This is a genomic window from Kribbella sp. NPDC050820 (genome assembly GCF_040653975.1).
In the GTDB taxonomy this organism is placed as follows: Bacteria; Actinomycetota; Actinomycetes; order Propionibacteriales; family Kribbellaceae; genus Kribbella.
Genome location: NZ_JBFAHB010000053.1, coordinates 49,360 through 69,458 on the forward strand (window position 1 = coordinate 49,360; position 20,099 = coordinate 69,458).

Genomic DNA, 20,099 nt, shown 5'->3' on the forward strand with positions numbered 1-20,099 from the left:
TTGGATCCTTTGATGCTCTGAGAGCATCAAAAAACTGAAAAGCACCCGCCTACGGCGGGGTGGTGGGGTGGAGCATCGTGAGCACGCGGTGGAGGACCGGGTTGGTGGAGGCTTGGTTCCAGATTGCGTGGAGTTCGACTGGTTCGCCGGGGACGCCTAGGTCGCAGAAGGTGACGCCTTCGACGGCGAGGTTGCGTGCCGATGCGGGGACCAGTGCGACGCCGCGACCGGCCGCGACCAGCAGGATGACGGTGAGGATCTGCTGCACCCGCTGCTCGATCCGCGGATGGGCGTCGGCCAGGAACCGGACCGTCAGCTCGTGGAAGTAGCGCGCCTGCGTCGGCGAGTAGCTGATCACCTGCTCACCGCCGAAGTCCTCCGGCGACAACGGCCGGCCGAGGGAAGCCAGCCGATGGTTGCTCGGGACAACGGCACACAACGGCTCCCGGGACACGATCCGGGACCCGAGCACCCGCGCGTCGAACGGCGGCCGGCCCAGCCCGAGATCCAGTTCTCCCCGCAGCAGACCGTCGATCTGCGCAGACGTCACCCGCTCGTGCAGGATCACGTCCACCCCTGGCAACTCTTCCGAGAGCCGCCGCAGCAGTGGGCCGAGCGTCCGGATCGCCGACGTCGCCGTGAACCCCAGGCGGAGCGTGCCCGCGGCGCCCTGGTCGACGCGGCGGGCCAGATCGCCGGCGGTCTCGACGAGCGCCAGCACGCGGCGGGCCTCACCGAGGAAGGCCCGGCCTGCCTCGGTCAGCACCACCCGGCGGTTGTCCCGCTCGAGCAACTGGACGCCGACGGCCCGCTCCAGCTTCTGCACCTGGCGGCTCAACGGGGGCTGCGTCATGTTCAGCCGCTCGGCGGCGCGGCCGAAGTGCAGCTCCTCGGCGACGGCGACGAAGGCGCTCAGCTGGTCGAGCGAGAACATGATTCCCAAAAGGTATCACTCGATGCCTTATCGGCCTTGGACAGGCATTATCGGCCGTCCCTACGCTCACGCAATCGGCCGTCCTCGCGCTGCCGTCGGTCCGATCCGTCGTTCGGAAGAAAGTCGTCGCGGGAGAAGGAGTTGGTGTGAGCAAGGTTTCCAGGGTCGAGATCACGCCGGTCGCGTTCGCCGATCCACCGTTGCTCAACGTCGTGGGCGTGCACCAGCCGTTCGCGCTGCGTGCGATCGTCCAGGTGTGGACCGACGACGGGCTCGTCGGCCTCGGCGAGACGTATGCCGACGACAAGCACCTCGCTCGGCTGGGGGCGGTCGCCAGTGTGCTGCCCGGCCTCGAGGTCTTCGACCTTAACGGGCTTCGTCGGTGGGTGAGCGACGTCCTCGCGTCCGAGGGCCGGGCGAGTGTCGCGGGCAGGTTGAACCTGCAGGATCCGGTCGACGTGGTGCTGTCGCCGTTCGAGGTTGCGTTGCTGGACATCCAGGGCAAGGTGCTCGGCCGGCCGGTGGTCGACCTGCTGGGCGGTGCGGTGCGGGAGAGCGTGCCGTTCAGTGCGTACCTGTTCTACAAGTGGGCGGCGCATCCGGGCGGTGACGCGGACAGCTGGGGTGCGGCTCTTGACCCGGATGGAATCGTTGATCAAGCACGATCAATGGTTGATCAGTATGGATTCACCGCGATCAAGCTGAAGGGCGGTGTGTTCGAGCCGGCCGTCGAGGTCGAGGCGGTGCAGGCGCTGGCGGCGGCCTTCCCCGAGCACAAGCTGCGGATCGACCCGAACTGCGCGTGGACGGTCGAGACCTCGGTGCGCGTCGCCAAGGAGCTCGAGGGCGTCATCGAGTACCTGGAGGATCCGACGCCCGGGATCCCCGGTATGGCGCAGGTCGCCGCGCAGACCGAGATCCCGCTGGCGACCAACATGTGTGTGATCGCGTTCGCCCATCTGAAGCCGTCCGTCCTCGCGGACGCCGTACAAGTAGTGCTGTCGGACCACCACTACTGGGGTGGGTTGCGGCGGTCGCAGTTGCTGGCCGGGATCTGCGACGCGTTCGGGATGGGGTTGTCGATGCACAGCAACTCGCACCTCGGGATCAGCTTGGCCGCGATGACGCACCTGGCCGCGGCGACGCCGAATCTCACCTACGCCTGCGACACGCACTACCCGTGGAAAACCGAAGACCTGATCAAGCCGGGCGTCCTGTCGTTCGTCGACGGCAGCGTGCGAGTGCCGTCCGGTCCCGGGCTCGGTGTCGAGTTGGACGTGGACGAGCTCGGCCGGCTGCACGAGCAGTACCTGGCGTGTGGCATCCGCAAGCGCGACGACACGTCGTACATGCGGACCGTGCAGCCTGACTTCAGTCCGAATACCGCTCGCTGGTGAGGCGGTGCCGGGTGTTCGACAGGTGCACCCGGGCCGCCGCGCGGGCCGCGTCGGGATCCTGGCGGGCGATTGCGGCGTAGATGTTCTCGTGCTCGAGGACGACGCGGGTGAGGTGGGTCGCGTCGGACATCTCGTAGGCCGGGTCGAGGCGGGTCCGCGGCAGCATGATCATCATCGGGCCGAGCGAGTCGATCAGGTCGGTGTAGAAGCGGTTCCCGGACGCGGCCGCGACCTTGAGGTGGAACGCGAAGTCCGCCTCGACCGACCGGCCCGGGTCGGCCCCGATCCGCCGGAAGTCGTCCAGTGCCCGCTCGATCGCCTTCAGCTGGTGCTCGGTACGCCGTACCGCTGCCAGCCCGGCCGCCTCACTCTCCACCCCGATCCGAAAGTCCAGCAGCTCCAGCACATCCCGGTGCGAGCGCACCTGCCGCAACCCGGCCGCCCGCTCGGGAACCGCCAGCACGAACGACCCACGCCCTTGGAACGTCTCCACCAGACCGGCCGCCTGCAACCGCGAAACCGCCTCCCGCACCACCGTCCGGCTGACCCCGAACTCCTCGACCAAGCTGTTCTCCGCGGGCAGCTTGTCGCCGGGTGAGATCTCCGCGCTGAGGATTCGCCGCTTGAGCTCCTCGACCACGTCGTGGGCCAGCCCGCGCTTGCTCATCGCGTGCCGAACTCGCAGGCGTCGACGGTCCACGCCGCGCACTGGTCGCTGGTGGTGAAGCCGAGGCCGGGACGGTCGGGGACGAGCATGCGGCCGTCGAGGGTCTCCAACCGCTCGTTGAACAACGGGTTCAGCCACTCGAAGTGCTCCACCCACGGCTCGCGTGGGTACGCCGCAGCCAGGTGCAGGTGAATCTCCATCGCGAAATGCGGAGCCAGCTGCAGACCGTTGTGGTCGGCAAGCGCCGCCAGCCGCAGGAACGGCGTGATCCCGCCGATGCGCGGGGCGTCGGGCTGGATGATGTCGGCGGCCCGTGCCTCGATCAGTCGGACGTGCTCGCCGACGCTCGACAGCATCTCGCCGGTCGCGATCGGCGTGTCCAGCGCGGCCGCCAGTTGCGCGTGCCCCTCGGCGTCGTACGCGTCGAGCGGCTCCTCGATCCAGACCAGGCCGAACTCCTCCAGCACCCGCCCGAACCGCAGCGCGGTCGGCCGGTCCCATTGCTGGTTGGCGTCGACCATCAGCGGTACGTCGTCGCCCAGGTGCTCACGCACGGCGCGAACCCGGTCCAGGTCGATCCGGGTGTCCGGCTGCCCGACCTTGATCTTGATCCCGCCGATCCCGTCCGCCAGCGACTTCGACGCCCGCTCCTTGACCTCCTCGATCGGCGCGTGCAGGAACCCGCCGGAGGTGTTGTACGCCCGGACCGAGTCCCGGTGCGCGCCGAGCAGCTTCGCCAGCGGCAGGTCCGCCCGCTTCGCCTTCAGGTCCCACAGCGCGATGTCGATCGCCGCGATCGCCTGCGTCGCCACGCCGGACCGCCCGACCGACGCGCCGGCCCAGAGCAGCTTGTCGTACACCTTCCCGATGTCCGACGGATCCTCGCCGATCAGGTTCGCCGCGACCTCCTTGGCATGCGCGTACTGCGCCGGCCCGCCGGCCCGCTTCGAGTAGCTGAACCCGATCCCGTGCTGGTCCTGCGCGGTCGCGAGCTCGGCGAACAGGAACACGATCTCGGTCATCGGCCGCTGCCGGCCGGTCAGCACCTTGGCGTCGCTGATCGGCTGGTCGAGCGGGAGGACGACGGACGAGAGACGGACGTGACGGATCTGATCACTCGGCATCCGGTCATCATACAAGTGACATACCTGTACGACGACTCGACCGTTTGACCGCCGCGTAACACCGCGGATCCGGCCCTGAAACACAACCCGGATTAGCTGCAGCTCATCTTCTGGGGAAGGGGTCAGCGATGGATGTGTCGGAGTTGACGCACCGCCGGTTGTTCGACGCGCTCGACCAGGACGGCGACGGCCGGGTCTGGGCCTGGGAGCTGCTCAGCCCCTTGGGCCGCGCCGGGATCCAGCCGGGCGACCCGCGGGTCCGGGCGGCGCTCGCGGACCTGCGCGACCCGGACGGCAAGCCGCTCGGGATCGACAGCCAGCCGGTGCAGATCGACTACCAGCAGTTCGTCGCGATCGCGCAGCACGGCGACGGCATCGTCCAGCGTGCCCTGCAAGGTGACCTGGCGGTCTCGCCGGCCGAGTTCGCGGAGCTCGCCCGCGGCCTGCAACGGATCTACGCCGAGGTCGAACCGAACCGGGACGGCGAGGTCGCGCAGTACATCCCGACCCTGAAGGACGCGGATCCGGAGCGGTTCGGGATCGCGATCTGCACCGCCGACGGGCAGGTGTTCGAGGTCGGCGACACCCAGCTCCCGTTCAGCGTGCAGTCGACCTCGAAGCCGTTCAGCTACGCGATGGCGCTCGAGGAGCTCGGCGCGGACGAGGTGCACCAGTGGGTCGGCCAGGAGCAGAGCGGCGGCACCTTCAACGACTACAGGCTCTCGCTGGACGCCCATCGCAGGCCGCTCAACCCGATGATCAACGCCGGCGCGATCGGCACCCTCGCGCTGGTCGACTCGGGCAGCGACGAGTCGGCGCGGATGCGCACGGTCAAGGAGACCTGGACGGCGATGATGGGCCGGCCGCCGGGCTCCGACGTCGAGACCTTCCTGGCCGAGCGGGACACCGGCGACGGGAACCGCGGCCTGGCCAGCCTGATGGCCGCCGAGCAGATGCTCAAGGGAGCGAACGGCCGGGAGGGCGCCGAGCGGGCCGCTGAGTTCTACTTCCAGGTCTGCTCGCTCGAGGTGGACGCGTCCCGCCTCGCGGCTGCCGGTGCCACGCTGGCGAACGGCGGCGTCGCGCCGTACAGCGGTGAGCGGGTGTTCTCCCGGGAGACCACCGGCCGGGTGCTGTCGGTGATGGGGCACAGCGGGATGTACAACGACTCCGGCAAGTTCGCCGACCAGGTCGGGCTGCCGTCCAAGAGCGGGGTCTCCGGGAACGTGATGATGGTGGTGCCGGACAAGCGGCTCGCGGTGGTGACGTTCTCGCCGCGGCTGGACGAGGCCGGCAACTCGGTGCGCGGCGTCGAGGTGTGCCGCCGGCTGGTGAACGAGTTCGGCCTGCACCCGTACAAGGCGCTGGGCGCCGAACGCAGCCGGCAGGCCGATCAGCAGGCCGCCATCGCCGACACCGTGCGCCGGGCCCTCGGCGGCATGCCGACGCCGGGACGCGAGGGCGCAGCCGTCCAGGGAACCACCCCGGGCGCCCACCGCGCCGGCGGCGCCGGCCGCAACCAGTGGGGCCAGACGCTCTGAAAACCGCCGCAGCCCCCGTCGAGGAGAGCGGGGGCTGCGGCGTTCAGCGGGCGGTCACTCCACGGTGACGGACTTCGCCAGGTTGCGCGGCTTGTCGACGTCGTGGCCGAGGGCAACGGCCGCGTAGTACGCGATGATCTGCAGCGGGATGGTGAGCAGGATCGGGTCGAGCTCCGGCTCGTTCTTCGGTACGACGATCTGCGCCGCCACCCCGTCCGGCACGTCCACGCCCGGGTGCGTCACGACGTACAGCGGGCCGGACCGGGCGCCGATCTCGTGCAGCGCGCCGATGTTGCGGTCCAGCAGCTCGTCGTCCGGCACGATCGCGACACTCGGCACGTCCGGCGAGATCAGCGCCAGCGGGCCGTGCTTCAGCTCCGAGGTCTGGTACGCCTCGGCGTGCCGGTAGGAGATCTCCTTCAGCTTCTGCGCACCCTCGCGGGCGACCGGGTAGCCGCGGGTCCGGCCGACGAAGAACAGGCTCTCGTGCTGGGACAGCCGGCCGGCGATCTTGGCCAGCTCCTCCTCCTGGGCGACGATCTCGGCGATGTGCCCGGGCAGCTTCTTCAGGCCCTCGATCAGCCGCCGGCCGTCGGCGGGGGAGACGTCGCGGATCCGGCCGAGGTGGATGCCGAGCATCGCGAACCCGACCGCCATGTTGGTCAGCGCCTTGGTGGACGCGACCGAGACCTCCGGGCCGGCGTGCAGATAGACCCCGCCGTCGACCTCACGGGCGATGCTGGAGCCGACCGCGTTGACCAGGCCGATCACCCGGCCGCCCTTGCGCTTCAGCTCCTGGACCGCGACCAGGGTGTCCAGCGTCTCGCCGGACTGGCTCACCGCGATGTACAGGGTGTCGCGCTCGACCACCGGGTTGCGGTAGCGGAACTCCGAGGCCGGCTCGGCGTCGGCGGGGATCCGGGCCACCTCCTCGATGAACTGGGCGCCCATCTGGCCGGCGTAGTACGCCGAGCCGCAGCCGAGGATCTTGACCCGCTTGATCTCCCGGGCCTCCCGCGCGTCCATGTTCAGGCCGCCCAGGTGGACCGTGTGGAAGCGCTCGTCCAGGCGGCCGCGGATGGCCCGGCCGACCGCGTCCGGCTGCTCGTGGATCTCCTTCATCATGAAGTGCTCGTGCAGGCCGCGCTCGTACTCGTCGGCCTCCCACTCGACCGTCTTGGCGGTCTTGGTGGTCGGTGCGGCGTCCTGGGTGAAGGTGCGGTAGCCGTCGGCGCGGACGGTGGCCAGCTCGCCGTCGTCCAGGTAGACGACCTGGCGGGTGTAGCGGATCAGCGCGGCCGCGTCGGAGGCGACGTGCATCTCGCCGTCGCCGATGCCGAGGATCAGCGGGCTGCCGTTGCGGGCGACCACGATCCGGTCCGGGAACTCCAGGTCGATCACGGCGATGCCGTAGGTGCCCTCGATCCGGCGCAGGGCGGCCATCACCTTCTCCTCGAGCGTGCTGCCCTCGGACTGCTCGATCAGGTGCGCGAGCACCTCGGTGTCGGTCTCCGAGCGCAGCTTGACGCCGGCGTCCTCGAGCTGGGCGCGCAGGGCGCCGGCGTTGTCGAAGATGCCGTTGTGCACGACCGCGATCCGCTCGTTGCCGCTGACGTGCGGGTGCGCGTTGTCCTTGCTCGGGCCGCCGTGGGTCGCCCACCGGGTGTGGCCGATGCCGAGCTTGCCGCCGAACCGCTTGGGCAGCGACGCCTCCAGCTCGCGGACCCGGCCGGCGTCCTTGTGCACCTTCAGCTCACTCGACCCCAGGACGGCGACACCCGCCGAGTCGTAGCCGCGGTACTCCAGCCGCGCCAGTCCGTCCACCAGGATGGGCGCAGCCGGCTTGGTGCCGACGTACCCGACGATTCCGCACATGTGTTCATGCCTTTCGGAGGTTGTCGCTGTCTGAGGTGAGACCCGTCAGCCGTAGACGATCCGTCGCAGCTGCCGGGCGGAGAGTTCGGGTGAGCGGACCGGCCAGTGCCGGAGCTCGGAGCCGAGCCGGGCGAAGATCTCGTCGTTGCGGGCGCCGTAGGTCTGCAGCTCACGGTGCCGGCGCCGGACGTACTCCTCGGTCGTCTCGGTGAAGTAGGCCAGGACGTCGGCGACCACCCGGCGCGCGTCGTCCGGCGGCAGGCCGGTGGTGCGGCTGACCTGTTCGGCGAGTTCGTCGACCGGACCCGCCGCTGCCTCACTGATCACCCGTCAACTGTGCAGCGTTTCCGGGGTCAAAGCCAAGCTCCTGCCCGAAATCGGGCAGATTTCGCTGTTTCGGCGGGCGCCGGTCAGACCCCGGCCCGGGCGTGGACCTTACTCCTGTCCGCAACCGTGAGGGAAATCCCCACACCGGCGCGTGTGATCTTGCCGGTACGCCGGGCCGGGCGTAGGACTGGCGTTGGACGGGCCGGCTCTCGGGGCTGGGGTTCGGCCGACCCGGCGAAATTCCGCTCGACTGGGGAGGTCCCTGTCATGCACAGATCCCGTGCCGTGGCCGCGCTCGCGGCCCTCGCACTGGTCATCGCCGGCGGCGCCACCGCGACCGCCGGACCGACGGCCACCACACAACTCCGGGGCGGGTCCATCGCCCTGTCCGGAGCCGACGCCCGCGCCTTCGCCGTACCACCGGGGATGGTGGAACTGTGGTCGGCCAAGCGCGCCGACGGCGCTACCCAGACCCGATACCAGCAGATGGTCGGTGCAGCCAAGGTGCTCGGCGGCCAGCTGACCGTGCTGAAGAACAAGTCCGGCCGGACGACTGCCGTGATCGGGGCCTACTTCCCCGGCCTGACGGCGAAGAACAGCGCCACCATGTCTGCGGCCTCCGCCCGCGGTGTCGCGGCCAAGCGCGTCGGTACCGCGGGCAAGTGGTCCTCGTCGCTGCGAATCGATCCGAAGGACGGACGACTGTTCCATGAGGTCGTCAGTCAACGCACCGAGAACCGCTGGGTGCAGTGGGTCGACGCCACCACCGGCGCGGTCAAGAAGCAGTACGACGCGGTCGCGCACAATCACGGCACCGGCGTGAAGGGCGACACCAAGTCGCTGGAGGGGCTCACGCTCCGGATCGGCAGCACCTTCTTCCTGCGATCGCCGGACCGGCGCCAGGAGACCTATGACGCGGGGAACAAGGCAGTGCTGCCCGGCACGATCATGACCGACGCAGACAACCACTGGATCTCCAATCTGCCGAACCTCCGGTCGCCCAGCCAGGCGCCCGGTGTGGACGCGCACTACTACGCGAACGTCACCGACGACTTCTACGCCGACGTCTTCGGGCGCGACAGCATCGACGACGAGGGCATGACGATCGTCTCGACCGTGCATTTCGCCAACCGGTTCTGCAACGCCTTCTGGAACGGCGAGCAGATGACGTACGGCGACGGCGACATGAAGACCTGCCTGCCGCTGTCCGGCGGTCTCGACGTGGTCGGGCACGAGCTCACCCACGGCGTCACCGAGTTCACCTCGAACCTCATCTACGAGGACGAGTCCGGGGCGCTGAACGAGGCCTTCAGCGACATGATGGGCAACACGATCGAGTTCTACGCCGCCCAGCGGGGACTCGACCCGGCCGCCACTCCGGACTGGCTGATCGGTGAGGACGTCATCCTGACGCCCGACGCCGCGCCTGGCTTCCGGAACATGGGCGACCCGCAGGAGGACGCCGACCCGGACCACTACAGCGAGTTCATCGTCACCGAGGCGGACAACGGCGGCGTGCACTCCAACAGCGGTATTCCGAACCACGCTTACTACCTGGCCGTCAACGGCGGCCGGAACGCCGGCTGTGACACGGTCGGCTCCGGCGGTCATCAGCACACGCTGGACTGCAACGTGGTTGTGCCGGCGCTTGGGCTGGCGACGGCCAGGTCGGTGTTCTTCGACGCGTTCACCAGCCTGCCGGAGTTCGCCAACATGTGCGACGCGCGCAACGCCGTCGCAGCGGTCGGCGGAGCCTCGGCCGCGGCTGCCTGGGACGCCGTCGGCATCCACGCCGGCTGTACGCCGGGTGTGCCGCCGCCACCGCCGTGCGTCAGCGATCCGGACGCGGACATCCCGTTCGAGTCACCGCACCCGTACGGCAACAACGGCGACTGCACCTGGACCTACGACAACGGGACCGCGGGGTTCGCGTTCCACTTCAGCCTGCTCGACACGGAGAAGGACTTCGACTTCGTCACTGTGCTGGACGGGAACGGCAACGAGCTGATCAGCTACACAGGTCTGTTCCGGCGCGGCGCGACCTCGCCGTGTATCGACACCCCGACCGGCTCCGTCCGCCTGACCACGGACGGCAGCGTGGTCGCCCAGGGCTTCATCGTGGATGCGGTGGTCGCCTGCTGAACTAGAACAACCGCAGTACGTCCGACTCCATGCCGCGTAGCGCGTCGTAGTCGACGGTCAGGCACTCCAGGCCTCGGTCGGTGGCGAGGACCTTGGCCTGGGGCTTGATCAGCTGAGCGGCGAAGATGCCCCTGACCGGGGCCAGCATCGGGTCCCGGTTCAGGAGCTCGACGTACCGGGTGAGCTGCTCGACGCCGTCGATCTCGCCGCGGCGCTTGATCTCGACCGCGACGTGCCCGCCGTCGGCGTCGCGGCAGAGCAGGTCGACCGGGCCGATCGCGGTCGGGTACTCGCGCCGTACCAGGGTCCAGCCGTCGCCGAAGGTGTGGACGTGCTCGGCCAGCAGTTCCTGCAGGTGCGCCTCGACGCCGTCCTTGATCAGGCCGGGGTCGGTGCCCAGCTCGTAGGCGGTGTCGCTGTGCACCTCCTCGAGCGTGATCCGGAGCTCCTCACCGGCTTTGTTGGTGACGCTCCAGACCCCCTCCTCCTCGGTCAGCTTGCACGGCGGGGACATCCAGTTCAGCGGCTTGTACGAGCCGCCGTCGGCGTGGATCAGCACGGAGCCGTCCGCCTTCACCATCAGCAACCGGGGAGCCATCGGCAGATGAGCGGTCAGCCGGCCGGAGTAGTCCACGGAACAGGTAGCAATCACCAAGCGCACGAGAAAGCACCGTAGTCGACTCCTCACCGCGACTCCATGGCGCCGTGCCGGTGTTGGTGCGAAGCTGCCGGGTATGAGACCGGAGACCAGCCCGCGGGCGCGATCGGAGTACGACGCTGTCGCCTTCGCTCTGGAGTCGTCGGGCGTCGTGCCGGGCAGCATGTTCGGGATGCCATGCCTGAAGATCGGCCGCAAGACGCTGGCCGGGTTGTGGGGTGATGCGATGAACTTCAAGTTGCCACCCGAGCCGCGGGCGGAGGCGCTGGCGTTGCCGGGTGCCGAGCCCTTCGATCCCGGGATGGGGCGGCCGATGAAGGAGTGGGTGCTGATTCCGCTGGAGCACTCGGCTAGCTGGACCAGATACGCGGAGCAGGCGATGGAGTTCGTCCGCGAGTGACAGCTGGGCGGATCGGCCTACGCTGAAAGCATGAGCAGGACCGAGACCGATCTGCTGGTCATCGGAGCGGGGCCTGCCGGACTGTACGCGGCGTACTATGCCGGTTTCCGGCGGTACTCCGTCACGCTGATCGACTCGTTGCCCGAGCTCGGCGGCCAGGTGTCGGCACTGTACCCGGAGAAGGTGATCTACGACGTCGCCGGATTCGTCGCGATCAAGGGGCAGGACCTGGTCGACGCATTGGTCGATCAGGCCGCGACCGCGAAACCGCAGTACCTGCTGGGCCATCGGGCCGAGGAGCTTGTGGTGGAGGACGAGGTTGTCACGGTCACCACGCACCTCGGCGCCGTCATCGAGGCGAAGGCTGTGCTGATCACCGGCGGGATCGGGACGTTCACGCCGCGGCCGTTGCCGGACGCCGACGACTTCGCCGACCGTGGCCTGCGTTACTTCGTGAAGCGGCTGGCCGACCTGGCTGGACAGAAGGTCCTGATCGTCGGCGGCGGCGACTCGGCGTTCGACTGGGCGGTGAGCCTGGAGCCGATCGCCGAGTCGGTCACGCTGATCCATCGGCGTCCGGCGTTCCGGGCCCACCAGGCCACTGTTGCCGCCGTGCTGTCGAGCAGCGTCGAGGTGCTGACGCCGTACGAGGTAGCCCGCATCAACGGCAACGCCCGGGTCGAATCGGTGGAGATCTTCGACAACCTGACCGGCGAGCGGCGGACGCTGCCGGTGGACACCGTGGTCGCCGCGCTGGGTTTCACCGCCGACCTCGGGCCCTTCACACGCTGGAGCCTCGACCAGCGCAAGCGGCATATCCTGGTCGATTCGGCGATGCGGACGAACCTGCGGCGTGTCTTCGCGGCGGGTGACATCGTCGACTACGACGGCAAGGTCAAGCTGATCTCGGTCGCGTTCGGCGAGGCCGCGACCGCTGTCAACAACGCCGCGGGCCTGATCGAACCCGGAGCGAAGGTGTTCCCCGGGCATTCCACCGGTGCCGAAGGTGCGTGAGACTGTCAGCCGTGAATCTCATGTGCCCCGCGCGGATCCTGTTGTGGCCCGGGGATGTCGCGGAGGCGGTGGTCGATGAGCGGATCGCTCAGGTGTATGCCGGGCCGTTCGAGGCGGCGGGTGGGGCCCGGCTGGCGGAGCGGCTCGGCGTGCGGCTGACCGTCGTACCGGAGTTGGTGCGGCGGCCCGACGAGGAGCTGCAGGCGATTGCGGACCTGCATCGGGGCGAGACCGTGGTGGTGCTCGGGGTGGACCTCGGGCTGCACTTGCCCGCGATCGTCGAGCACACGGGCGACGGGTGGACGCGGGTGCCGACCAACAACGAGGTGACGCTGGCGACGTACGAGCAGGCGGCCGAGAAGTTCCGGGAGTCGATCCCGGCCGAGCCCAACACGCTGCTCATCGACCTGCTCGACGGAGCGCTCTCACCCGGCGCACGCGTGCTCGAGCTGGGCAGCGGGACCGGCCGCGACGCGATCGAGCTGGAGCGGCGGGGTCTCGTCGTACGGCGAACCGACGCCGCCGCGGCGTTCGTCGAGATGATGCGCGCGGACGGGTACGACGCCGAGCGGCTGAACGCGATCACGGACGACTTCGGCGGACCGTACGACGCGGTGTTCGCCGACGCCGTGTTCATGCACTTCGACCGGGCGCAGCTCACCGGAGTGCTCCGGAAGGCCGCCCGCGCCGGACCGGTTCTCGCCTTCACCACGCGGGAAGGCAAGGGCGAGGAGTGGTCGAACCGGAACCTCGACCTGCCACGGCACTTCGTCCTGTGGCAGGAGGAGCCGCTGCGCGAATTGCTCACCGCCACCGGCTGGACGGTCGAGCAGCTCAGCCGCGGTGAGACGCGGAACGGCTGGTGGTTCTACGTGCTGGCCAGGCGCTCGTGATCCGGGCCGGGATCGTGCTGCTGACGTCCGAAGGTCTGGCAGCGATCGAGCGGGTCCGCGACGGCACGACGTACCACGTGCTGCCCGGCGGTCAGGTCGAGGACGGCGAGAGCCCACCGGAGGCGGCCCGGCGGGAGGCGTACGAGGAGCTGGGGCTCCTGGTGAAGGTCCGCGGGCTGGTCGCGGTGGTGCACTTCGGGCAGAGCACGCAGCAGTACTACGTCGCCGAGCAGATCGGTGGTGAGTTCGGGACCGGTGACGGGCCGGAGATGGCCAGCTCGCCGGAGTCGGAGCGGGGGAGCTACAGGGCGGTCTGGCTGCCTGTGCGCGAGCTCGCCGTACGGGATCTGAAGCCGAAGCCGATCGCGGCGGCGCTGGACCACGCGCCGGATCCGCAGTGGCTGCTGGACGGGTGGCTGGAGTCGCCGGTGGTGTTCGAGGAGGTGTGAGGTTGGCCTCGGGGGTGACTCAGCTCATGGGCGGACCACTGGGCGGACTGGCATAGTTCGGGGCATGGCTCGGGAACTGAAGACGGTGGGTGTGGTCGGACTCGGCACGATGGGCGCCGGGATCGCCGAGGTGTTCGCGCGCAACGGGCTGACCGTGGTCGGCGTCGAGCGGGACGAGGCGGCGGCCGAGCGCGGCCGCGGGCACATCCAGCACTCGACCGACCGGGCGGTGAAGCGCGGCAAGCTGTCGGTCGAGGACCAGCAGGCGCTGTTCGACCGGGTCACCTTCGCCACCGCGCTGGAGGCGCTGTCCGAGTGCGACCTGGTGATCGAGGCCGTGGTCGAGCGGCTCGAGCTCAAGCGCGAGGTGTTCTCCGCGCTGGACAAGCTCGTCCGCGAGGACGCCATCCTGGCCACCAACACCTCCAGCCTGTCCGTCACCGAGATCTCGGTCGCCACCGAGCGCCCGCGCCGGGTGGTCGGCATGCACTTCTTCAACCCCGCCCCGGTGCAGGAGTTCGTCGAGGTGATCAAGACCGTCGTCACCGAGCCCGACGTGGTCGAGGACGTGCAGGAGCTGGCCCGCAAGCTGCACAAGGTCCCGGTGGTCGCGGCCGACCGGGCCGGCTTCATCGCCAACGCCCTGCTGTTCGGCTACCTGAACCACGCGGTCTCCATGGTCGAGTCGCGCTACGCCACCCGCGAGGACGTCGACGCGGCGATGCGGCTCGGCTGCGGCTACCCGATGGGCCCGCTGGCGCTGCTCGACCTGATCGGCCTGGACACGGCGTACGAGATCCTCGACACGATGTACAAGCAGGGCCGCAACCGGCTGCACGCGCCGGCCCCGATCCTCAAGCAGATGGTCACCGCCGGCCTGCTCGGCCGCAAGACCGGCCGCGGCTTCTACACCTACGAGGCGCCGGACTCCCCGGTCGTGGTCGACGACGAGCACACCCCGTCGACGTCGGCCGGCGCACCGGCCGTCCGTGCGGTCAAGCAGGTCGGCGTGGTCGGCTCCGGCACGATGGCGGTCGGCATCATCGAGGTCTGCGCCAAGGCCGGGTACGACGTCCTCTACGTTGCCCGCGGCACCGAGAAGGTCGACCGGGTCCGCGCTGCCCTGGAACGCTCGCTGGAGAAGGGAGTCCAGCGCGGCAAGTTGTCCTCCGAGGAGCGCGACGCGGCGCTGCGCCGGATTGTCGGCACGGCGAAGCTCGACGACCTGGCGACGGTCGACCTGGTCGTGGAGGCCGTGGTCGAGGAGCTGAGCGTCAAGCAGGCGCTGTTCGAGACCTTCGACGAGATCTGCAAGCCGGGCGCGATCCTGGCCACCACCACCAGCAGCCTGCCGGTGATCGACCTGGCGATGGCGACCAAGCGGCCGAGTGACGTGGTCGGCCTGCACTTCTTCAACCCGGCGCCGGTGATGAAGCTGGTCGAGGTCGTCAGCACGGTCAGCACATCCGCCGAGGTGGCCGACACGGTCGCGGCGCTGGCAGTTGCCGCTGGCAAGCACCCGGTGCGGTGCGGCGACCGGGCCGGGTTCATCGTGAACGCGCTGCTGTTCCCGTACCTGAACGACGCGGTCCGGATGCTCGAGGCGCACTACTCCAACGTCGACGACATCGACGCCGCGATGAAGCTCGGCTGCCGGCTCCCGATGGGCCCGTTCGAGCTCCTCGACGTGGTCGGCCTGGACGTCTCGCTGGCCATCCAGCGCACCCTCTACCTGGAGTTCCGCGAGCCGGGGTTCGCCCCGGCCCCCCTGCTGGAACACCTCGTCACCGCCGGCTACCTCGGCCGCAAGACCGGCCGCGGCTTCCGGGACTACAGCAGCTAGAACGTGACCAGCGGATCCCCGATGAAGTCGGCGATGAAGTTGACGAAGAAGAATCCGAAGAACAGGAAGTTCAGCAGCAGGATCAGGTAGTGCCACGGCCGCGGCCGGGCCGGCACCGGCAGCTTGCTGTTCAGGTACATCAGCAGGAACGGGTAGATCAGCGCGCCCAGGTTCGACATGTTCGCCGACCACTGGACCAGGCCGACCGGCAGCGCCAGGTGGATGATGACCGAGATCACCACCAGCAGCACGATCATGAACGGGTAGTAGAACTTCCGCGGGTCGCCTTCGATCCGGGCCCGCAGCCTGGAGCTGCTCGCGTGCGAGGCGTCGGTGGTGACCCGGACCATCGCCTCGAAGATGCCGAGCTGGGTGCTGAACAGGATCAGCACGCCGATCAGCAGAATGAGGTAGAAGACGAAGCTGCCGTACTCGTCGTTCAGTACGTCGGCCACGAACGTCGGCACCGTGGCCGAGGTCGGCCCCTCGCCGCTGAGCTCGACCGCCCGGGTCATCAGGATGGTCGGCAGCAGCATGCCGAGCATAGCGCCGGCGAAGAAGACCGCCCACATGTCGGTCAGCAGCAGCCGGTACCACCGCCGCCACAGGCCGCGGTTCTTCTCGTCGTCGGGGAAGGTGACGCCGCTGGCGAGCACCTGCTTGCGCTCGCCGCGCATCCCGGCGAGGTAGCCGGCCCGGTGTCCCATGCCGTAGCCCTTGTCCCGGTAGTGCCCGAGCACGTACCAGTTCAGGCCCGACGCGAGTGCGGTGAAGCCGGCCAACGCGCCGAGCTGCGTCGCGGAGATCCCGTCCGGTGGTGCGGCCGGGGTGAAGAAACCGCTGATTCCGTCCCACCAGATCCGGCCCGGGACCAGGACGATGTCGACGATCAGCAGGGTCAGGAGGATCACGCTGATCATCACCCAGTTCGCGAGCTCCAGCGCGCGGCTGATCCGGCGTGCCGCCGCGGTGATCGCGAACACCAGGATCAGCAGCAGGATCGCGTAGATCCTGGGTTCCTCGGCGTCGGTGCTGGGGGCGGTCCGGCCGTGCACGAGTGCGTACACACCCTGTCCGGCCGACGCGGCCCAGCCGCCGGCGATGAACGCGAAGATGACCAGGAACACCGAGGCCGGCACCCAGAGGAGCCAGCCCGGCGGCACCCGGCCCCAACCGATCACGGGCACCTCGCCGGTGGCCACGACGTACCGGGCGCACTCGACGTTGTAGAACGTTTGCAGCAAGGCGGACACCGTGATGATCCAGCCGACCCCGACGAACCCGTACTGGCCGACGCTCAGCGGGCCGAGCAGCCACTCGCCGCTGCCGATGGAGATGCCGAGGGCGATCAGGCTCGGGCCGATGGCGAACTGGATCAGTTCGCGGGCGCCGAGGCGCTTGATCTTGAAGACCTCCTCCGGCGTTGGCAGGTCCTGCACCGCGAGATCGGGGCGGCTGACGCCGAGTGGGTAGTTCTGCTCTGACTGAGCGATGTCGGCCATTGTCCTTCTCCTCTGGCCTCGGACGGGGGCGAACGTCCTGTTGACCCGATCGTCACGCGCGATGCGGGGGTTGGCAAGCCCTAGTGCACCGGTGCTCTGGAAGACTGCCGGGGCATGCGGAGGATGAGGTATCAGCGGGACCTGGTTGGGGTCTGCGCGACGCTGTTGCTGGTGTTCACCGGGATCGGGCTGATCGGGATGCCGGGGGTCATCGGGGCGGAGTGGCCGGGCTGGTCCTCGTTGATGTTCCTCGTCGCGGTCCTGGTGCTTCCGGTGGCGTGGGTGCTGCTCCGGATCTCCTCCGGTACGGCGACGGTCGCTCGGTGGATCGCGTTGGCCGCGGTCGGCGCCGTACTGGTCCGGCTGGTCTGGTCCGCGTACGACGCGGGGCCGGCGATCGTGATCGCCGTACTGCCGTTGCTGGCGATTCTCGTCCTTGCCGCGGTGGTGCTCGTGTACTCGTGGCCGCAGGCGACGTCGCGAGCGCTGAAGGACGTTGCCCAGCGCAACGGGTGGCGAATGCTCGAACCGCGGGAGCTGGACCTGCCGCCGCTGCCGTTGCCGGTCGGGCGGGCGTGGAGTGTGCGGAACGCCGTACAGACTCCGAATGGGACCGCGTTCGAGGTGCGGTGGCTGCAGTGGCACGGGCTGTTGTGCCGTCGGCGTCGGTTGTCGGTGTTCGTCGCGCCGCGGCTGCCCGCGGCCCTGCCGCCGATGGAGGTCCGGCCAGGTGGGCTGTCCCGGTCCGACATCACGCTGGAGAGCGCCGAGTTCAACCGCAGTTTCGATGTCATCGGCAACGAGGCGCGGTACCTGACCGCCGTCCTCCATCCGCGCACCATGCAGGCGCTGCTCGACGCTCGCCCCGTCTCGCTGGCGATCGCGAGCACCGCCCTGGTCCTGTACGACGACCAGCCGCTGACCCCGGAGTCGCTCACCCGCGGCCTGGCGAACCTCGAGCGGATCAGCATCCCGCGTCATGTCCTCGACGACTGGGGCCAGTACGCGGGTCAGTCCAGCCAACGCGGTCTCCGCTTCACCGGTCGCGGTTTCGACCTGTCGGCCGGTGCCCTGATGGCACGGCTGGGCGCGATGACCACCGGGCTGCTCGGCCTGACGCTGCTCACCTGCCTGGCCGCCGCCGCGACCGAGCCGGCCTTCGACCCGCCCCGACCGGTCAGCACTCTGCTCATCGCGGCCGCCGTCCTGCTGGCCGTCGCCGTAATTTGCGTGCTGGTCCCGAAGCGGAGACCTACGCTGGGCTGATGATCGAGCAGAGGCGCGCACCGCTTCCGCGGTCGTTGCTGCCCGACGCCGAAGGGCAGTGGGTACGGCGCTGGACCGGCGACGCCTGGATTGCCGAAGCGGACGCGTGGGTGCGGGAGCAACTGGCAGGGACTGCCGTCACCGGTGCGCCGGTGCCGTACAAGATCCGCTTCTGGGCAGCCGTCTGGTGCTACCCGACCGACCACGGGCTGTACTGGTTCAAGGAGAACAACCCCGGCCAGGCGTTCGAGGCCGCGCTCGTGGGTGCGATGGCCGAGGCGCTGCCGCAGCACGTCGTCGCCCCGCTCGCGATCGAGCCGGAGCGCGGCTGGTTTCTGACCGCCGACCAGGGACCGACGCTCGACGAAGACGACGTTGCCTGGAGCCGGCTCGTCGTCGAGTACGCGGCCCTTCAGCGCGACAGCGTCCCCGTGGAGAGCGCACTGCTCGCCAGCGGGCTCACGTCACTCGCCCCGGCTCACCTGCCCGGCGCCGTGCACCACGTGGCGGACTGGTTCGCGGACCTCGCCGACGACCACCCGCTGCGTCCCGGTCAGGCGACGCTGGACGGCGTACGGCGGGCCGCCGACACCTTGTCCGGGGTGGAGAAGCTGCTGCCGGGCGCCGTACCGATGGCTCTCGATCAGAACGATCTGCACGCGCGGAACGTCTTCCGGCCCGATCCGGCCGGTCCGTTCCGGTTCTTCGACTTCGGTGACGCAGTGTGGGGACACCCGTTCGCGACGATCGGGAGTGTGCGGGAGGACGTCGACGACGAGGTCGTGACGACGTACCTCGAGGAATGGTCGGACCTGGCGCCGCTGGACGTGCTGCGCCGCGAGCTCGAGATCGCCGAACCGCTACACACGGTGCACCGGCTGGTGTCCTGGCACCGGCTGCTGGAACACGCGGACGAGATCGAGTGCGCCGCGTGGGTCGTCCACATCGAGCACTGGCTCCGCGAGCTCGTGCGAACCTACGGCTAGGCCTTAGGTCAGGAAGGGCGTCAGTACGGCGAGGAAGTCGTCGAGGCGCTCGGCGTGCACCCAGTGGCCGGCCTCGGGGACCTCGGCGTACTGGACGTGGGGGAAGTACGACGCGATCGTGGCGCGGTGGTCCTGCTGGACGTAGTCCGACTTGCCGCCGTAGATGAAGAGGGTCGGGCCTTCGTAGCTGCGGCCCTCCGCCTCGGCCGGCCAGCCGGAGATCGCCGGCAGCGCGGCCTCGATCACCGGGAGGTTGGGCCGCCACCGGGCCCCGGCCTGGTCGAGGATCAGGTTCTGCAGCAGGAACGCGCGAGTACCGGGGGTCTGGACCGCTTCGGCGAGTTGAGCGTCCACGTCGGCGCGGCGCTGGACGTTCGACAGGTCGGCGTCGCGCATCGCCTTGGCGTACTCGACGAAGGCCGGCGGGTAGGCCACCGGCGCCGCGTCGACCACGACCAGCCGCTGCACGACCGACGGGTGCTGGAGCGCGGTGAGCATCGCGGTCTTGCCGCCCATCGAGTGGCCGACCAGCGCGACCGGCCCGATGCCGAGGGATTCGATCGTCTCGCGGACGTCGTCGGCCATCTCCGGGTAGCTCATCGTGCCGGTGTGCGGCGAGGTGCCGTGGTTGCGCAGGTCGAACGCGAACACGCGGTGCTCGCCGGACAGCCGCCGGGCCGCGGTCATCCAGTTCCGCCCGGAGCCGAACAGGCCGTGCATGACCACGACCGGCGTGCCACTCTCGCCGTACGACGTCACCGGAAGCTTCATCAACAACCTCTCAGCGGCGGCGTTGCCAGCAGGCGGAGTGCCAGTGGCGTCGCTCGTCGAGGGACTGGGCGCCGCCGATCGCGGCGAGCAGGCTGGGGTTCTCCGGCCAGACCACGACATGCGGCGTGGCCGGCGGGATCAGCTGGTCGCATCCCGGGCAGCGGTACGCCTTGCTCGACGAGGACCCGGACACCTGCCGCACAATCCAGTCACCGTCGGACCGTGCTTGGCGGGTCTGGGAACCACCAAGCAGCGGCCGGTGGTTTACACGGCGCTGGCCCATTGAAATCTTACCGCGCGACAAAGACCA

The 20,099-nt window shown here is 69.4% G+C and carries 19 protein-coding genes; 10 read left to right on the forward strand and 9 right to left on the reverse strand.

All coding sequences use genetic code 11. The features are described from left to right. Window positions 1-49: 49 nt before the first annotated feature. On the reverse strand, window positions 50-934 hold the full coding sequence (locus AB0H36_RS33765) for a LysR family transcriptional regulator (RefSeq protein WP_360533046.1): 885 nt from the start codon (window positions 932-934) through the stop codon (window positions 50-52). Window positions 935-1,080: 146 nt separating this feature from the next. On the opposite strand from AB0H36_RS33765, the gene AB0H36_RS33770 reads away from it, so the two are divergent. After that, window positions 1,081-2,331 (forward strand): glucarate dehydratase family protein, encoded by a 1,251-nt coding sequence (locus AB0H36_RS33770; protein ID WP_360533049.1) that lies wholly within the window; start codon window positions 1,081-1,083, stop codon window positions 2,329-2,331. On the opposite strand, the gene AB0H36_RS33775 is transcribed toward AB0H36_RS33770, so the two are convergent. Together AB0H36_RS33775 and AB0H36_RS33780 are read right to left on the reverse strand one after the other, a co-directional pair. Then, window positions 2,306-2,998 (reverse strand): FadR/GntR family transcriptional regulator, encoded by a 693-nt coding sequence (locus AB0H36_RS33775; protein ID WP_360533052.1) that lies wholly within the window; start codon window positions 2,996-2,998, stop codon window positions 2,306-2,308. The genes AB0H36_RS33770 and AB0H36_RS33775 overlap by 26 nt on opposite strands. Beyond that, entirely contained in the window at window positions 2,995-4,122 is a 1,128-nt protein-coding gene (locus AB0H36_RS33780) for a mandelate racemase/muconate lactonizing enzyme family protein (RefSeq protein WP_360533055.1), read from the reverse strand. Before AB0H36_RS33780 ends, AB0H36_RS33775 begins: the two co-directional genes overlap by 4 nt. A gap of 128 nt (window positions 4,123-4,250) precedes the next feature. On the opposite strand from AB0H36_RS33780, the gene glsA reads away from it, so the two are divergent. Next, a complete protein-coding gene (glsA, locus tag AB0H36_RS33785) occupies window positions 4,251-5,663 on the forward strand; it encodes a glutaminase A (protein WP_360533058.1) in 1,413 nt (470 codons plus the stop codon). A gap of 54 nt (window positions 5,664-5,717) precedes the next feature. On the opposite strand, the gene glmS is transcribed toward glsA, so the two are convergent. Next, window positions 5,718-7,538 (reverse strand): glutamine--fructose-6-phosphate transaminase (isomerizing), encoded by a 1,821-nt coding sequence (gene glmS / locus AB0H36_RS33790; RefSeq protein WP_360533061.1) that lies wholly within the window; start codon window positions 7,536-7,538, stop codon window positions 5,718-5,720. Between the two features lie 45 nt (window positions 7,539-7,583). Continuing rightward, complete coding sequence (locus tag AB0H36_RS33795; protein ID WP_360533097.1) at window positions 7,584-7,862, reverse strand: hypothetical protein; 279 nt, start codon at window positions 7,860-7,862, stop codon at window positions 7,584-7,586. Window positions 7,863-8,132: 270 nt separating this feature from the next. On the opposite strand from AB0H36_RS33795, the gene AB0H36_RS33800 reads away from it, so the two are divergent. Next, window positions 8,133-10,007: a M4 family metallopeptidase gene (locus tag AB0H36_RS33800; RefSeq protein ID WP_360533064.1), complete on the forward strand. Its 1,875-nt coding sequence runs from the start codon at window positions 8,133-8,135 to the stop codon at window positions 10,005-10,007. A 1-nt stretch (window position 10,008) separates the two neighbouring features. Here AB0H36_RS33800 and nucS read toward each other — a convergent pair whose 3' ends face one another. Further along, window positions 10,009-10,668: an endonuclease NucS gene (gene nucS / locus AB0H36_RS33805; RefSeq protein WP_360533067.1), complete on the reverse strand. Its 660-nt coding sequence runs from the start codon at window positions 10,666-10,668 to the stop codon at window positions 10,009-10,011. Window positions 10,669-10,741: 73 nt separating this feature from the next. Between nucS and AB0H36_RS33810 the strand changes: the two genes are divergently transcribed. From AB0H36_RS33810 to AB0H36_RS33830, 5 genes are all read left to right on the forward strand, one after another. Then, on the forward strand, window positions 10,742-11,065 hold the full coding sequence (locus AB0H36_RS33810; RefSeq protein ID WP_360533070.1) for a hypothetical protein: 324 nt from the start codon (window positions 10,742-10,744) through the stop codon (window positions 11,063-11,065). A 30-nt stretch (window positions 11,066-11,095) separates the two neighbouring features. After that, the gene (locus AB0H36_RS33815; RefSeq protein ID WP_360533073.1) at window positions 11,096-12,079 is read left to right on the forward strand and encodes an NAD(P)/FAD-dependent oxidoreductase; all 984 of its coding nucleotides are present in this window, start codon (window positions 11,096-11,098) and stop codon (window positions 12,077-12,079) included. 20 nt (window positions 12,080-12,099) lie between these two features. Continuing rightward, on the forward strand, window positions 12,100-12,972 hold the full coding sequence (locus AB0H36_RS33820) for a class I SAM-dependent methyltransferase (protein WP_360533100.1): 873 nt from the start codon (window positions 12,100-12,102) through the stop codon (window positions 12,970-12,972). Further along, on the forward strand, window positions 12,942-13,421 hold the full coding sequence (locus AB0H36_RS33825) for an NUDIX domain-containing protein (protein WP_360533076.1): 480 nt from the start codon (window positions 12,942-12,944) through the stop codon (window positions 13,419-13,421). Before AB0H36_RS33820 ends, AB0H36_RS33825 begins: the two co-directional genes overlap by 31 nt. 64 nt (window positions 13,422-13,485) lie before the next feature. Continuing rightward, the gene (locus AB0H36_RS33830; protein ID WP_360533079.1) at window positions 13,486-15,264 is read left to right on the forward strand and encodes a 3-hydroxybutyryl-CoA dehydrogenase; all 1,779 of its coding nucleotides are present in this window, start codon (window positions 13,486-13,488) and stop codon (window positions 15,262-15,264) included. Here AB0H36_RS33830 and AB0H36_RS33835 read toward each other — a convergent pair. After that, on the reverse strand, window positions 15,261-16,766 hold the full coding sequence (locus AB0H36_RS33835; protein ID WP_360533082.1) for an Nramp family divalent metal transporter: 1,506 nt from the start codon (window positions 16,764-16,766) through the stop codon (window positions 15,261-15,263). The two genes, AB0H36_RS33830 and AB0H36_RS33835, sit on opposite strands and share 4 nt — an antisense overlap. Window positions 16,767-16,889: 123 nt before the next feature. Between AB0H36_RS33835 and AB0H36_RS33840 the strand changes: the two genes are divergently transcribed. Both AB0H36_RS33840 and AB0H36_RS33845 read left to right on the forward strand, forming a co-directional pair. After that, complete coding sequence (locus tag AB0H36_RS33840; protein ID WP_360533085.1) at window positions 16,890-18,032, forward strand: hypothetical protein; 1,143 nt, start codon at window positions 16,890-16,892, stop codon at window positions 18,030-18,032. Further along, window positions 18,032-19,018, forward strand: a complete 987-nt coding sequence (locus AB0H36_RS33845) for a hypothetical protein (RefSeq protein ID WP_360533088.1) — start codon at window positions 18,032-18,034, stop codon at window positions 19,016-19,018. Before AB0H36_RS33840 ends, AB0H36_RS33845 begins: the two co-directional genes overlap by 1 nt. Before the next feature lie 3 nt (window positions 19,019-19,021). On the opposite strand, the gene AB0H36_RS33850 is transcribed toward AB0H36_RS33845, so the two are convergent. Continuing rightward, complete coding sequence (locus AB0H36_RS33850; RefSeq protein WP_360533091.1) at window positions 19,022-19,789, reverse strand: alpha/beta fold hydrolase; 768 nt, start codon at window positions 19,787-19,789, stop codon at window positions 19,022-19,024. 10 nt (window positions 19,790-19,799) lie between these two features. Next, window positions 19,800-19,982 (reverse strand): hypothetical protein, encoded by a 183-nt coding sequence (locus AB0H36_RS33855; RefSeq protein ID WP_360533094.1) that lies wholly within the window; start codon window positions 19,980-19,982, stop codon window positions 19,800-19,802. Between the last annotated feature and the right edge of the window lie 117 nt (window positions 19,983-20,099).

Coding starts and splice junctions, on each gene's coding strand:
- glsA (WP_360533058.1), top strand. CDS start 4,251: ATGGATGTGTCGGAGTTGACGCACCGCCGGTTGTTCGACGCGCTCGAC.
- AB0H36_RS33815 (WP_360533073.1), top strand. CDS start 11,096: ATGAGCAGGACCGAGACCGATCTGCTGGTCATCGGAGCGGGGCCTGCC.
- AB0H36_RS33850 (WP_360533091.1), bottom strand. CDS start 19,789: ATGAAGCTTCCGGTGACGTCGTACGGCGAGAGTGGCACGCCGGTCGTG.
- AB0H36_RS33800 (WP_360533064.1), top strand. CDS start 8,133: ATGCACAGATCCCGTGCCGTGGCCGCGCTCGCGGCCCTCGCACTGGTC.
- AB0H36_RS33830 (WP_360533079.1), top strand. CDS start 13,486: ATGGCTCGGGAACTGAAGACGGTGGGTGTGGTCGGACTCGGCACGATG.
- AB0H36_RS33775 (WP_360533052.1), bottom strand. CDS start 2,998: ATGAGCAAGCGCGGGCTGGCCCACGACGTGGTCGAGGAGCTCAAGCGG.
- AB0H36_RS33780 (WP_360533055.1), bottom strand. CDS start 4,122: ATGCCGAGTGATCAGATCCGTCACGTCCGTCTCTCGTCCGTCGTCCTC.
- glmS (WP_360533061.1), bottom strand. CDS start 7,538: ATGTGCGGAATCGTCGGGTACGTCGGCACCAAGCCGGCTGCGCCCATC.
- AB0H36_RS33765 (WP_360533046.1), bottom strand. CDS start 934: ATGTTCTCGCTCGACCAGCTGAGCGCCTTCGTCGCCGTCGCCGAGGAG.
- AB0H36_RS33810 (WP_360533070.1), top strand. CDS start 10,742: ATGAGACCGGAGACCAGCCCGCGGGCGCGATCGGAGTACGACGCTGTC.
- AB0H36_RS33845 (WP_360533088.1), top strand. CDS start 18,032: ATGATCGAGCAGAGGCGCGCACCGCTTCCGCGGTCGTTGCTGCCCGAC.
- AB0H36_RS33840 (WP_360533085.1), top strand. CDS start 16,890: ATGAGGTATCAGCGGGACCTGGTTGGGGTCTGCGCGACGCTGTTGCTG.
- AB0H36_RS33835 (WP_360533082.1), bottom strand. CDS start 16,766: ATGGCCGACATCGCTCAGTCAGAGCAGAACTACCCACTCGGCGTCAGC.
- AB0H36_RS33820 (WP_360533100.1), top strand. CDS start 12,100: ATGTGCCCCGCGCGGATCCTGTTGTGGCCCGGGGATGTCGCGGAGGCG.